12 protein-coding genes are annotated in these 11,312 nt (G+C 65.0%); 8 read left to right on the forward strand and 4 right to left on the reverse strand.

Annotated elements, in window-relative coordinates; all coding sequences use genetic code 11:
• The first annotated feature begins 4 nt into the window (after positions 1-4).
• From recN to SIN08_RS13045, 5 genes are all read left to right on the forward strand, one after another.
• Positions 5-1,681, forward strand: a complete 1,677-nt coding sequence (gene recN, locus SIN08_RS13025; protein ID WP_322451998.1) for a DNA repair protein RecN — start codon at positions 5-7, stop codon at positions 1,679-1,681.
• A 108-nt stretch (positions 1,682-1,789) separates the two neighbouring features.
• Complete coding sequence (gene ligA, locus SIN08_RS13030) at positions 1,790-3,901, forward strand: NAD-dependent DNA ligase LigA (protein WP_322451999.1); 2,112 nt, start codon at positions 1,790-1,792, stop codon at positions 3,899-3,901.
• Positions 3,902-4,042: 141 nt separating this feature from the next.
• The gene (locus tag SIN08_RS13035) at positions 4,043-4,246 is read left to right on the forward strand and encodes a hypothetical protein (protein ID WP_322452000.1); all 204 of its coding nucleotides are present in this window, start codon (positions 4,043-4,045) and stop codon (positions 4,244-4,246) included.
• A gap of 27 nt (positions 4,247-4,273) precedes the next feature.
• Complete coding sequence (locus SIN08_RS13040) at positions 4,274-5,002, forward strand: AzlC family ABC transporter permease (RefSeq protein ID WP_322452001.1); 729 nt, start codon at positions 4,274-4,276, stop codon at positions 5,000-5,002.
• Positions 4,999-5,298 carry an AzlD family protein gene (locus SIN08_RS13045; RefSeq protein WP_322452002.1) on the forward strand — a complete coding sequence of 100 codons (300 nt, stop codon included), beginning with the start codon at positions 4,999-5,001 and terminating at the stop codon, positions 5,296-5,298. The genes SIN08_RS13040 and SIN08_RS13045 overlap by 4 nt, the downstream gene beginning before the upstream one ends.
• A 29-nt stretch (positions 5,299-5,327) precedes the next feature.
• Here SIN08_RS13045 and SIN08_RS13050 read toward each other — a convergent pair whose 3' ends face one another.
• Positions 5,328-7,154 carry an aminopeptidase P family protein gene (locus tag SIN08_RS13050; RefSeq protein ID WP_322452003.1) on the reverse strand — a complete coding sequence of 609 codons (1,827 nt, stop codon included), beginning with the start codon at positions 7,152-7,154 and terminating at the stop codon, positions 5,328-5,330.
• Positions 7,155-7,374: 220 nt separating this feature from the next.
• Here SIN08_RS13050 and SIN08_RS13055 point away from each other — a divergent pair, with 220 nt between their 5' ends.
• Positions 7,375-7,551 (forward strand): hypothetical protein, encoded by a 177-nt coding sequence (locus SIN08_RS13055; protein WP_322452004.1) that lies wholly within the window; start codon positions 7,375-7,377, stop codon positions 7,549-7,551.
• 56 nt (positions 7,552-7,607) lie between these two features.
• Here SIN08_RS13055 and SIN08_RS13060 read toward each other — a convergent pair whose 3' ends face one another.
• From SIN08_RS13060 to SIN08_RS13070, 3 genes are read right to left on the reverse strand one after another with little or no spacing between them, the layout of a single operon-like run.
• Positions 7,608-8,480 carry a 50S ribosomal protein L11 methyltransferase gene (locus SIN08_RS13060; RefSeq protein ID WP_322452005.1) on the reverse strand — a complete coding sequence of 291 codons (873 nt, stop codon included), beginning with the start codon at positions 8,478-8,480 and terminating at the stop codon, positions 7,608-7,610.
• A gap of 25 nt (positions 8,481-8,505) precedes the next feature.
• Positions 8,506-9,084 carry an SCO family protein gene (locus SIN08_RS13065; RefSeq protein ID WP_322452006.1) on the reverse strand — a complete coding sequence of 193 codons (579 nt, stop codon included), beginning with the start codon at positions 9,082-9,084 and terminating at the stop codon, positions 8,506-8,508.
• A 20-nt stretch (positions 9,085-9,104) separates the two neighbouring features.
• Positions 9,105-9,263, reverse strand: a complete 159-nt coding sequence (locus tag SIN08_RS13070; protein ID WP_322452007.1) for a hypothetical protein — start codon at positions 9,261-9,263, stop codon at positions 9,105-9,107.
• A gap of 140 nt (positions 9,264-9,403) precedes the next feature.
• Here SIN08_RS13070 and SIN08_RS13075 point away from each other — a divergent pair, with 140 nt between their 5' ends.
• Positions 9,404-10,048 carry a DapH/DapD/GlmU-related protein gene (locus tag SIN08_RS13075; protein WP_322452008.1) on the forward strand — a complete coding sequence of 215 codons (645 nt, stop codon included), beginning with the start codon at positions 9,404-9,406 and terminating at the stop codon, positions 10,046-10,048.
• Between the two features lie 533 nt (positions 10,049-10,581).
• Positions 10,582-11,043, forward strand: a complete 462-nt coding sequence (locus SIN08_RS13080) for a hypothetical protein (RefSeq protein WP_322452009.1) — start codon at positions 10,582-10,584, stop codon at positions 11,041-11,043.
• Positions 11,044-11,312 lie beyond the last annotated feature (269 nt).

The raw sequence follows: 11,312 nt of genomic DNA on the forward strand, positions 1-11,312 counted from the left end.
AACGATGCTGTCGCACCTTTCGATCCGCGATATCGTCCTGATCGAACGGCTCGACATCGATTTTTCAGCCGGTCTTTCGGTGCTGACGGGCGAGACCGGTGCCGGCAAGTCGATCCTGCTTGATTCGCTTTCACTGGCGCTGGGCGCGAGGGGGGATGCTTCGCTCGTGCGCCACGGCGCGGCCCAGGGGCAGGTGACGGCGGTATTCGATCTTCCGGCGGCGCATCCGGCGCGGGAATTCTTGCGCGAGAACGCGATCGACGACGAAGGCGACGTCATCCTGCGCCGCATGCAGACCGCCGACGGACGCACCCGCGTGTTCATCAATGACCAGCCTGCCAGCGTGGCGCTCATGCGCCAGGTGGGGCGGGCGCTGGTGGAAATCCACGGACAGCACGACGAACGGGCGCTGGTCGACACGGCCGCGCACCGCGACCTGCTCGACGCCTTCGGCGGGCTCGGTGCCCGTGTCGAGGCGGTGCGGGAGGCCTGGCGCGTTTGGCGCGGCGCGGAGCAGGAACTGGCCCGCCATCGCGCCAAGGTGGAAGCGGCCGCCCGCGAGGCCGATTTCCTGCGTGCATCGGTCGAGGAGCTTTCGAAGCTCGACCCGCAGCCCGGCGAGGAAACCTCGCTTGCCGACGAGCGGGCGCGCATGATGCGGGCGGAGAAGACCGCGGCGGATATCGCGGATGCGCAGGAGGTGCTTTCCGGACAGGCCTCGCCCCTGCCGCAGCTTGCGAGCCTCTTGCGCCGGCTGCAGCGCAAGGCGCAGGAAGCGCCGGGGCTGCTCGAAGAGATCATCACCTCGCTGGACGAGGCGCTGATCTCGCTCGATGCCGCGCAGTCCTGCGTGGAGGAGGCGTTGCGCGCCACCGAGTTCGACCCGCAGAGGCTGGAAGAGGCGGAGGAGCGACTCTTTGCGCTGCGCGCCGCCGCCCGCAAGCACAATGTGATGGTGGACGACCTGGCCGCCCTGCGCGATCGCATGGACAATGATCTGGCCGATCTCGACGCGGGCGAGGAAAGGCTCGGGCAACTCGAGAAGGAAGCGGTCTCACGACGCGAGGCTTACGACGAGGCGGCACGGGTGCTTTCGGAAGGGCGGCGCATGACGGCCGAGGCGCTGGCGGAAGCCGTGATGGCGGAACTGCCGGCCTTGAAGCTGGAGCGGGCGCGCTTCATCGTCAATATGGACAGCGAGCCGGACGACCGCATGGAGGACGGCATCGACCGGGTGGAGTTCTGGGTGCAGACGAACCCCGGCACGCGCGCGGGTCCGATCATGAAGATCGCCTCGGGCGGCGAGCTTTCGCGCTTCCTGCTGGCGCTCAAGGTGGCGCTCGCCGACCGCGGCTCGGCGCCGACGCTGGTCTTCGACGAGATCGACACCGGCGTGGGCGGTGCGGTTGCAGACGCGATCGGCCAGCGGCTGGCGCGGCTTGCCACCCGCATCCAGGTGCTGTCCGTCACCCACGCGCCGCAGGTGGCCGCCCGCGCCAACACCCACTACCTGATCGCCAAGAGCGGCGGGCACGACCATGTGACCACTGGTGTGGCCGTCATGGACGACGATGCCCGGCAGGAGGAGATCGCGCGCATGCTGGCCGGCGCCACCGTCACCGACGAGGCGCGCGCGGCGGCGGAACGCCTTCTGCGTGAAAACGCGGCGGCCGCGGAGTAGCGGCTCCTCGGCTTTCCTGTGGGGCTGTCAGCAATCGCCTCCATTCGTCTTGAGCCCCTTGCCCGAAAAGCCATATGTTGGCGGCCCATCGAATTCGGACCACCGCCCATGAGCACAGCCAGCATCCCCGTGGACGACCTGACGGAGGAGCAAGCCAAAGAGGAACTGGCGCGGCTTGCGCGCGAGATCACCAGACACGATGCGCTCTACTTCGAGGAGGATGCGCCGGAGATCTCCGACGCCGAGTACGACACGCTGCGGCGGCGCAACCTGGCAGTCGAGCAGGCCTTTCCCGATCTCGTGCGCGAAGATTCGCCCTCGCGCCGGGTGGGCGCACCGGTTTCGGAAAAGTTCGAGAAGGTGCGGCACAAGGTGCCGATGCTTTCCCTCGACAACGCCTTTTCCGACGACGACGTGATCGATTTCGTGGCGCGCATCCGGCGTTATCTGAAGCTCGAGCCGCATGCGCCGGTCGCCATGACCGCCGAGCCGAAGATCGACGGGCTGTCGCTCTCCCTGCGCTACGAAGGGGGCAGGCTGGTCTCCGCCGCAACGCGTGGCGACGGGCAGGTGGGCGAGAACGTGACGGCCAACGCCCGCGCCGTGGCCGACATCCCGAACGTGCTTTCGGGCGATTTTCCGGAGGTCATCGAGGTGCGCGGCGAGGTCTACATGACCCACCGCGACTTCCTGGCGCTCAACGAGCGTCAGAAGGCGGAGGGCAAGCCGACCTACGTCAATCCGCGCAACACGGCCGCCGGTTCACTGCGCCAGCTCGACCCGGCGATGACGGCATCGCGGCCGCTGAAGTTCTTCGCCTATGCCTGGGGCGAGGTGAGCGAAATGCCGGCTTCCACGCAGATGGAGATGGTGGCTGCGCTGGCAAGGTACGGCTTTCGCACCAATGAGCTGTTGTGCCGGTGCGAAACGGCGCGCGAGCTGCTCGCCCATTACAAGGCGATCGAGGAACAGCGGGCGACGCTCAGCTACGACATCGACGGCGTCGTCTACAAGGTGGACGATCTTGCGCTGCAGCAGCGCCTCGGCTTCGTCTCGCGCAGCCCGCGCTGGGCGATCGCCCACAAGTTCCCCGCAGAGAAGGCGTCGACCATCCTGCGCGGCATCGACATTCAGGTAGGCCGCACCGGGGCGCTGACGCCGGTCGCCCGGCTCGAGCCGGTGACGGTCGGCGGCGTCGTGGTGACGAATGCGACGCTCCACAATGCCGAGGAGATCGAGCGGCTCGGCGTCAAGATCGGCGACACGGTGACGGTGCAGCGGGCCGGCGATGTCATCCCGCAGATCCTCGGCTATGTGCCGGAACGGCGCCCGGCGGACGCCGAAGCGTTCGAATTTCCGAGCGTCTGCCCTTGTGAGTTGGAAACACCGGTGGTGCGCGATGCGACGGCCGGCGGCGCGGAGGGGGTGGTGCGCCGCTGTTCGGGCGAGTTCGCCTGCCCCTTCCAGCGCATCGAGCATCTGCGCCATTTCGTCTCCCGGCGCGCCTTCGACATCGAGGGGTTGGGGGAAAAGCAGATCGAGTTCTTCTTCCGCGATCCCGACCTACCGGTGAAGAGCCCGGCCGATATCTTCACGCTTGCCGAGCGCGATGCGCAGAACCTCAAGAAGCTCAAGGACAAGGACGGCTGGGGGGAGGTATCGGCGAAGAACCTCTTTGCGGCGATCGAGGCGCGGCGAACGATCCCGCTCGACCGCATGATTTACGGGCTCGGCATCCGTCACGTGGGCGAGCGCACGGCGGCGACGCTGGCACGCGCCTACGGCTCCTGGCAGGATTTTCACGACGCGGCGCTGGCGGTTGCCGGCGGCGATCCGGCCGCCCGCGAGGAGATGGATGCGCTGGAGGATATCGGCGATGCGGTGATCGACGCGGTGGCGCGCTATTTCGCCGAGGAGCACAATCGGGCGCTCGTTGAGGCGCTTGCCGCGCAGGTGAACGTCGAGGACGCCGAACGGCCCGTCCTGGATTCACCGGTCGCCGGCAAGACCATCGTCTTCACGGGCGCGCTCGAGCGCATGTCGCGCGACGAGGCCAAGGATATGGCCGAGCGGCTGGGCGCCAAGGTGGCCGGTTCCGTCTCGAAGAAGACGGACCTCGTGGTCGCCGGGCCCGGCGCGGGCTCGAAGTTGAAGAAGGCCGCCGAGCTGGGGGTCGAGGTGATCGACGAGGACGCGTGGTTCGAACGGGTGGGCGGATAGGTCCGGCCGGCGGAGACTGCGCCTTTTTGCACTCCTTTCTTGAGCGTGACGAGGTTTAACAGGGTGCCGGCATCTCTTCCTCGTCATCCCGGCCAAGGGAGCGTAGGCGACCGTGAGCCGGGATCCATTCCGGAACGGCTCGTGCCGGGCTTCGGCATCACGGAATGGATCCCGGACAGCTTCCGCTTCGCTCCGGCTTCCGGGATGACGTGGGACGGCAGTATCCGGTTTGTCCGCCCTTCGGCAGGCGCGGTGAAGCAGCGATTGCCATCGCCGGAGGGAGAACCCATCATCGCCATTCATCCCTGGTTCAATGGAATTGATATGACTGGTCAGCTTTGCTGACCTATTCTAGGGGACCGGAGGTTTCCCATGAGTGCTGACAGCTATGCCGCGCCGCGCGGGACGAGCGAGTTCATGCGGGGTGTGCGCACGAGCGTGCCCGTAGTGGTGGCCGCGGCCCCGTTCGGGCTGCTGTTCGGCACGCTTGCGGTGGAGAACGGCTTTACCACCTTCGAGGCAATTCTTATGAGCGCCACCATCTATGCCGGTGCCAGCCAGATGGTGGGGCTTGATCTCTTCGGCCAGAAGATCGCGCCCTGGCTGATCGTTCTTTCGATCTTTGCCGTCAATTTCCGGCACGTGCTCTATTCGGCCACGATCGGGCGCTGTCTATCCCACTGGACGCCGTTGCAGCGTATGGTGGGTTTCTTCTTCCTCGTCGATCCGCAATTCGCGGAAGCCGAGCAGCGGGTCGAGCGTGGCCAGGGCATCGGCTTTTCCTGGTATATGGGCCTCGGCCTGCCGATCTATGTCTGCTGGGTGACGGAAGCCTGGCTCGGAGCCTGGTTCGGCCGCCTCATCCCCGATCCGCATGCGCTGGGGATGGACTATCTGCTGCCGATCTATTTTCTCGGGCTGGTGATGAGCTTCCGCAAGCGCGCGTTCTGGCTGCCCGTCGTCTTGGTGAGCGCGGTCGCATCCGTCATCGCCTACCGCACGGTCGGCTCGCCCTGGCACGTGTCGATCGGCGCACTGGCCGGCGTGTTTCTCGGCGCGATGCTGGCGCCGGCACGTTCCGACGGGGAGGAGGCGCCGTGAGCACGATTTTCTGGATCATCATCGCCGGTGCGGTGCTCACCTACCTGACACGGGCCGGCGGCCATCTCGTTCTGTCGCGCTTTCCGCACATCCATCCGCGCGTGGAGGCGGGACTGAACGCAGTGCCGGCCGCGGTGCTGACCACGCTCGTCGCGCCCGCGGCTATGGAGGGCGGGCCGGCGGAACTCACCGCGCTGGGCGTGGGGCTGGTGATCTCGCTTCTGGGCGGAGGAATGATGCCGATGTTTCTCACATCGGCTGCGGTGCTCATCCTGCTGCGGCATCTTCTGGGCTAGCCGTTTCCACTGTAGAGCAGAAACCCCTCTCAAACCGGCGCTGTCGCCGCGCGCAGCCAGTTCCTCGTCGCATCGTCCGAGAGTGGGGCGACCTCGTTGAAGACGCGCTGGTGGTAGGCGTTCAGCCAGTCGCGCTCTTCCGCTGTCAAAAGCGCGGGGTCGATCAGCCGGCGGTCGATGGGCACGAGCGTCAGGGTCTTGAAGCCGTGCATGTCGATCTCGCCGCCCGGGATCGGCTCCGGAGCGGTGACGGCGATCAGGTTTTCGATGCGGATGCCGTAATGGCCCTCGCGGTAATAGCCCGGCTCGTTGGACAGGATCATGCCGGTGCGCAGCTTCTCCGTGCCGGTCTTGGCGATGCGCTGCGGGCCCTCGTGCACGGACAGGTATGAGCCGACGCCGTGGCCCGTGCCGTGGCCGTAGTCGAGGCCGGCCTTCCAGAGAGCCAGGCGGGCGAAAGCGTCGATATCGGCGCCACGGGTGCCGGGGGGAAAGCGCACCATGGAGATGGCGATCATGCCCTTGAGGACGAGGCTGAAACGGTGCTGCATCTCCGCGCTCGGCCGGCCGAGCGCAATGGTGCGGGTCACATCCGTCGTGCCGTCGTCGAACTGGGCGCCGGAATCGACCAAGAGAAGCTCGCCGGGGGCGAGCCGCCGGTTCGTCTTTTCCGTCACGCGGTAATGGATGACGGCGCCATCGGGGCCGGCGCCTGAGATGGTGTCGAAGGAGATGTCGCGCAGCGGCATCTGAAATTCCCCGCCCACCTCGCGCCGGCACGCCTCCAGGTGCCTGACGACGGCGATCTCGTCCAGGCTTTCCGGTTTCTGCGCATCGAGCCAGGCGAGAAAGCGGGCGAGCGCGACACCGTCCCGCAGGTGGGCAGCGCGCGCGCCCTCGAGTTCCGTCGCGTTCTTGGTTGCGCGGGGCAGGGCGGCCGGGTCGGAAAGAGAGACGACCGTGCCGCCGGCTTCCTCGACAACGAGCCGCAGCCGTTCGGCGGCCTGGCCGTCGTCGAGGCCGATCCTGCCGCCATCCTTTGCCAGTTCGGCCAGCACGTCATCAAGGTCGGCCGGCGCGTGGAGTTGCGCATGTTCGCTCAAATAGGCGCGCGTCTCGTCCGAAAGCTTTTCCGGGTCCAGGAAAAGGCGCGGCCCGGCGGACGCGGACAGGACGGCGAAACCCAACGCGAGCGGCGTGTGCGGCACGTCGCTGCCGCGGATGTTGAAGGCCCAGGCGAGCGAGGCGGGGTCGGTCAGCACCGTATGGTCGATGCCTTCCTCCTCGATCTTCCGCGAAAGGCGGGAGAGCTTGTCGGCGGCGGTCTCCCCGGCATAAGCGAGCGGATGGATGCGTACGGGCTCGGCTGGCGGGCCGGGACGGTCGTCCCAGACCGCATCGACCAGGTTCTGTTCGAGCGGGACCACTTCCGCGCCGGTCTTTTCCAGTGCCGCGCGCAATCTCCGGATCTCTCCGATCGTGTGCAGCCACGGGTCGAAACCGACGCGCGCGTTTTTCGACAGATTGGCCTTCATCCATTTTCGCGGCGGATTGTCCACCAGGCTTTCGATCTCGAACAATGCCGGATCCGTCTGTTCGCGCGCCTGCAGCGTGTAGCGCCCGTCCACGAAGAGAATCGCCCGGTCGCCCAGGATGAGGGCGGAGCCGGCCGACCCGGTAAAGCCCGTCAGCCATGCCAGCCGCTCAGCCGAGGCCGGCACATATTCGCCCTGGTGCTCGTCGCTGCGCGGCACCAGGAGGGCATCGAGCCCGGCCTCGGCCATCCGTGCGCGGAGCTTTTCGAGCCGCGGCCCGGCCTGGGCAGGATCGGAAACACTGTCGAACGACTGGAACATGTTCTCTCCGGTGGCAAGGTTTTCGGCGAGACGATAAACGCCCGTGCCTGGCCGGGCAATGTGGGCGGACGCGCGCCGTCATTGCTGCGGCGCAATATGCGATTTCGCATATGCAAAACCGGAAGGGCAGGCATGCGCAATATGCTCTGGTGATTCAGACAGCATTGCTTACTTTCCGGGCCGTGGAGGACGGATTTTTCGGGTGAAAAGGAGACCTCTCATGGCACGTGCCAAACACGGATTTTTTCGCAATGCAGTCGATGCGTTGGTTGCTGCCCGCCAGAGGCAGGTGAGCCGCTATGTCAACGGCGCGCTCCTGATGCTCGACGACGAGACGCTCAAGGCGCACGGCTATACGCGCGACGAGCTGCGCCGCAAGGGCACGACATACTTCTGATCCTTCTTGGGTCTGGGACTGGGGCGAGCGGCCGTGTTTGCGCGGCCGCTTTTTCTTTATCGCTTCATATGAATGGTCACCCAGCCTTCCCGGCTGAGAGTGGTGACGTGACGGAAGCCCTGGCCGGAATAGGCGGCGATGACGGCGCGCCGCTGGCGCTCCAGAATGCCCGACAGGATGAGTGAGCCGTCGTGCTTCAGGTGGCGCGCCATGGCGGGCGCGAGCCGCATCAGGGGCCGGGCGAGAATGTTGGCAACGATCAGGTCGAAAGGCCGCCTGCGGGCGATCTCCGGGTGGTGAAAGCCCGGTGCGGTGGCGACCCGCACCCGGTTGAAAACCGCGTTGAGGCGGACGTTCTGCTGCGCCACGCCCGTGGCGGTGGCGTCGATGTCGGTCGCAAGTACGGCCATGGGCCGCAGCTTGGCGAGTGCAACCGCAAGCACGGCGCTGCCGGTGCCGAGATCAAGGGCGTTTCTCGGGTTCTCGCGCCCGACCACCCGCTCGATCATTTCCAGGCATCCCGACGTGGTGCCGTGATGGCCGGTGCCGAAGGCCATGCCGGCGTCGATCTCGATGGCGATCTCGCCCGGCCGTCGGCGATGACGCTCGTGGGCGCCGTGGACGAGGAAGCGCCCGGCGCGCACCGCGTGCAGGCCCTGGAGCGAATGCGCCACCCAGTCGATCTCGGGAAGCACTTCCTCGGCGATCTCCGGCGCCTGCGGAATTGCCTTGAGGACGGCGCTGATGCGTGCCTTCACGTCCGATGCCTGATCGAGCGCGTAGACGGACACTTCGTGCACGTCGTCGGCTTCATCCGCTACGCAGATGGAAAGCGCCAGCCCGTCTTCTTCGAACGCTTGCTCGAGGAGATCGTAGATGCGGACGGCAAGGGCGCGCGGGGCCTGGAGGTAAAGCCGGGTGTGGGACATATGGAGTCAGGAAAGGGGTTGACGATCAGCCTTCCCTTATCAGCCGGCGCAGCTTGGTGACAGCCGTTTCGGCGTTCTCCTCATAGGAAATGGTGCCGAAGAAGTCGCCCTGGCTGTCGAGCAGCATCACCGAGGCCGTGTGATCCATGGTGTAGTCGCCGCCTTCAAGCTCGACCTTGCGCGCAAAGATGCGAAAGGCCTTGACCATCTCCATGACCGCTTCGGGATCGCCGGTGATGCCGGTGATGCGGTCGGAAAAGTTGCCGATATAGCCCTTCATCACCTCGGGCGTGTCGCGCTCCGGATCGACCGAGACGAAATAGGCTTCCAGCTCGTCGCCCTCCGTGCCGAGCGTGTCGAGCCAGCCTTCCATCTCGAAAAGCGTGGTGGGGCAGACGTCGGGGCAATGGGTGAAGCCGAAGAAGACCGCAGTGGGGCTGCCCTTGAAAGCGGCCTCGGTGATGGGATCGCCATTGTGATCGACGAGTTCGAAGGGAGCGCCGAAAGCGGCCGCTGTCTGCGCGCCACGATACCACTGGAACGTCATCAGACCGACGGCAACCGCCATGAGGGCGAAAATGCCGACAAGGATATAGCGCATCATCGAATCACACCGTCAGGAGATCAGAAGCACCAGGCGAGCCCGGCCTCGACCAGGGAAATGAACATGGCGGCGCCCTTCTCCATCCACATGGCAAGGCCCAATCCGCCAAGTGCCGCGAGCAGCACAAGTAAAAGGCCGGCTCGCAGGATGGCGGGAAGATTGGCCGGTGCCGTTTTCATGACAGAAAGATAGTCCGGGGGCGTCGGGAAAGCAAAGACGCAAATCTGCCGCAAGCATCGCTTTACACGTTCTTTGGAAGGCTGCCGGTTTTTGGACCCGCGGATCGTGTCTTCGGAAACCGATTCCGGTTTTCGGGCCGATGCGTTACACGAAGAGAATGGAGGACCTGCGCTTCACCGATTCCGAACCGCGTATCCACCCGACGGCAGAGCTGAAGTCCTGCAGGCTGGGACGCTATACGGCGGTCGCCGAGCGGGTGATCCTGCGCGAGGTCAGTCTCGGCGACTTTTCCTACTTCGAGCGCCATGCCGAGGGCATCTATGCCGAGATCGGCAAATTCTGCTCGATCGCCGCTAACACCCGCATAAATGCGCTGGAGCACCCGTTGGAGCGCGTGACGACGCACAAGGTCAGCTATCGGCCCAACGAGTATTTCCGCTATCTCGGCGTCGATACCGGATTTCGCGCGCGGCGCAGGGAACGCCGCGTCGTGATCGGCAACGATGTCTGGATCGGCCATGGTGCGGTCGTCATGCCGGGCGTGCATGTCGGCGACGGTGCGGTGGTCGGCGCCAATGCTGTCGTCACGCGCGACGTGGCCCCTTACGAGATTGTCGCCGGCGTGCCGGCGCGGCTCGTGCGGCAGCGGTTTGCGCCGAAACTCGCCGAACGCCTGCAGGCGCTTCGGTGGTGGGACTGGCCGCTGGAGACGCTGTTCAACGCCGTTGCCGATATGCAGGCGCTCGACGTGGAAGCCTTCCTGGAGAAGTGGGAGCGGCCGTAAACCGGACACTGAAACGACCGGCCTGTACCCTCCCGCCGCGCGGGCGACGGAAGGGACAGGAGGTCAGCGCCTGACGGCGACATGTGCAGCGCGGAGTGCTCTCCGTGTCCGCGGGGGCAGTAAAGGCGATCAGGGTTAACAAACCGCTTCCGCGATTTTCGATCGGCGGTTGTATTCGGTTGCAGGATTCCGCAAGGCCGGCAGCGAGATGGAAACGGAAAGCGGATCGGGATGCGGATCGGTTGCCACATAACAGGTATTCCTGCCTACGAACACGACTCCGTCCGAGCGTGATGTGTGCGGCTTCCCAAGCCGGCGGTGGTTGTCTGTATCCGGAGGGCCGCGGGCTCGGCATGCGGTTTGCCGTGTAAGGTGGTGGCGAGCGATCAATCTATTACCTACTTCGGACGGTTCTTATATACAACCTTTTCAGAACTACTCGCGTATTGCTTGTATTGACTTTCGGCGTACTTACTATCCAAATGCAAAGGGGAAACCGGGTGCTAATGCACACGGTAAGAAAGGGGCGATCGATGCATAGAAATTTCCACGAGTTAAAGCGGCAGCTTGCCGAGCTATCGGAAACGATCAACAAGTTTGAATCCGAGGCTGTTCAACTCCGAATCGTGGAGCTTCTCTTCGATCAGATGAGCGAAGGTGGTCGCTTTTCGGAAGCCGGGGGGCAGGGATATGTCACCGGACCGGCCCGCGCGAGCAGGCGCGTAGCGGCCGCGCCGGCCGAACCCCAGCGCGCGCCGCGCACGCACAGCGCCGCGCCAAGCGCGAGCGGCGCCGTTGCAGCTCTCTCCAAGCTGGTCCATGGTAATTTTTTCAATCAGAAAAGAACGATCGGCGATGTCGTCAAGAAATGCGAGGAGGAAACAGGCGTTCGATACAAATCGAACGCTTTTTCCGGCCCGTTGTCGCGCTATGCAAGCAAGGGTGATCTAAAGCGCGAGAAAAACGAGGAAGGAAAATACGTTTACTTCAAGTAATCCGTAGTGCCCGTGGTCGATCTGGATCGACTACGGGCATTGCTGCCGGCGGCTTCGTGCCGACTCAGTTTCCGGGTGGCGGTCGCGACCGTGATCCGGCCGACAGTGCCACGCGTCCAATTAGATCAGTTCACCGAAACGGTGAGCTGATCTAACCATTTGATTTCATGCAATTCCGGACGGGAAACCGGCTTCCACTTTACGAAAGGTCCCTTGATTTGTCCGTCGGGCGGGACGGGATCATTCCGGCATGGATCCTCGGGTCAAGC

The organism is Chelativorans sp. M5D2P16, assembly GCF_034427935.1.
Classification (GTDB): domain Bacteria; phylum Pseudomonadota; class Alphaproteobacteria; order Rhizobiales; family Rhizobiaceae; genus Chelativorans.

What these genes read in the sequence shown, in the direction of transcription:
- recN (WP_322451998.1), top strand. Translation starts at nt 5, where the DNA reads ATGCTGTCGCACCTTTCGATCCGCGATATCGTCCTGATCGAACGGCTC.
- ligA (WP_322451999.1), top strand. Translation starts at nt 1,790, where the DNA reads ATGAGCACAGCCAGCATCCCCGTGGACGACCTGACGGAGGAGCAAGCC.
- SIN08_RS13040 (WP_322452001.1), top strand. Translation starts at nt 4,274, where the DNA reads ATGAGTGCTGACAGCTATGCCGCGCCGCGCGGGACGAGCGAGTTCATG.
- SIN08_RS13050 (WP_322452003.1), bottom strand. Translation starts at nt 7,154, where the DNA reads ATGTTCCAGTCGTTCGACAGTGTTTCCGATCCTGCCCAGGCCGGGCCG.
- SIN08_RS13055 (WP_322452004.1), top strand. Translation starts at nt 7,375, where the DNA reads ATGGCACGTGCCAAACACGGATTTTTTCGCAATGCAGTCGATGCGTTG.
- SIN08_RS13060 (WP_322452005.1), bottom strand. Translation starts at nt 8,480, where the DNA reads ATGTCCCACACCCGGCTTTACCTCCAGGCCCCGCGCGCCCTTGCCGTC.
- SIN08_RS13065 (WP_322452006.1), bottom strand. Translation starts at nt 9,084, where the DNA reads ATGATGCGCTATATCCTTGTCGGCATTTTCGCCCTCATGGCGGTTGCC.
- SIN08_RS13070 (WP_322452007.1), bottom strand. Translation starts at nt 9,263, where the DNA reads ATGAAAACGGCACCGGCCAATCTTCCCGCCATCCTGCGAGCCGGCCTT.
- SIN08_RS13075 (WP_322452008.1), top strand. Translation starts at nt 9,404, where the DNA reads ATGCGTTACACGAAGAGAATGGAGGACCTGCGCTTCACCGATTCCGAA.
- SIN08_RS13080 (WP_322452009.1), top strand. Translation starts at nt 10,582, where the DNA reads ATGCATAGAAATTTCCACGAGTTAAAGCGGCAGCTTGCCGAGCTATCG.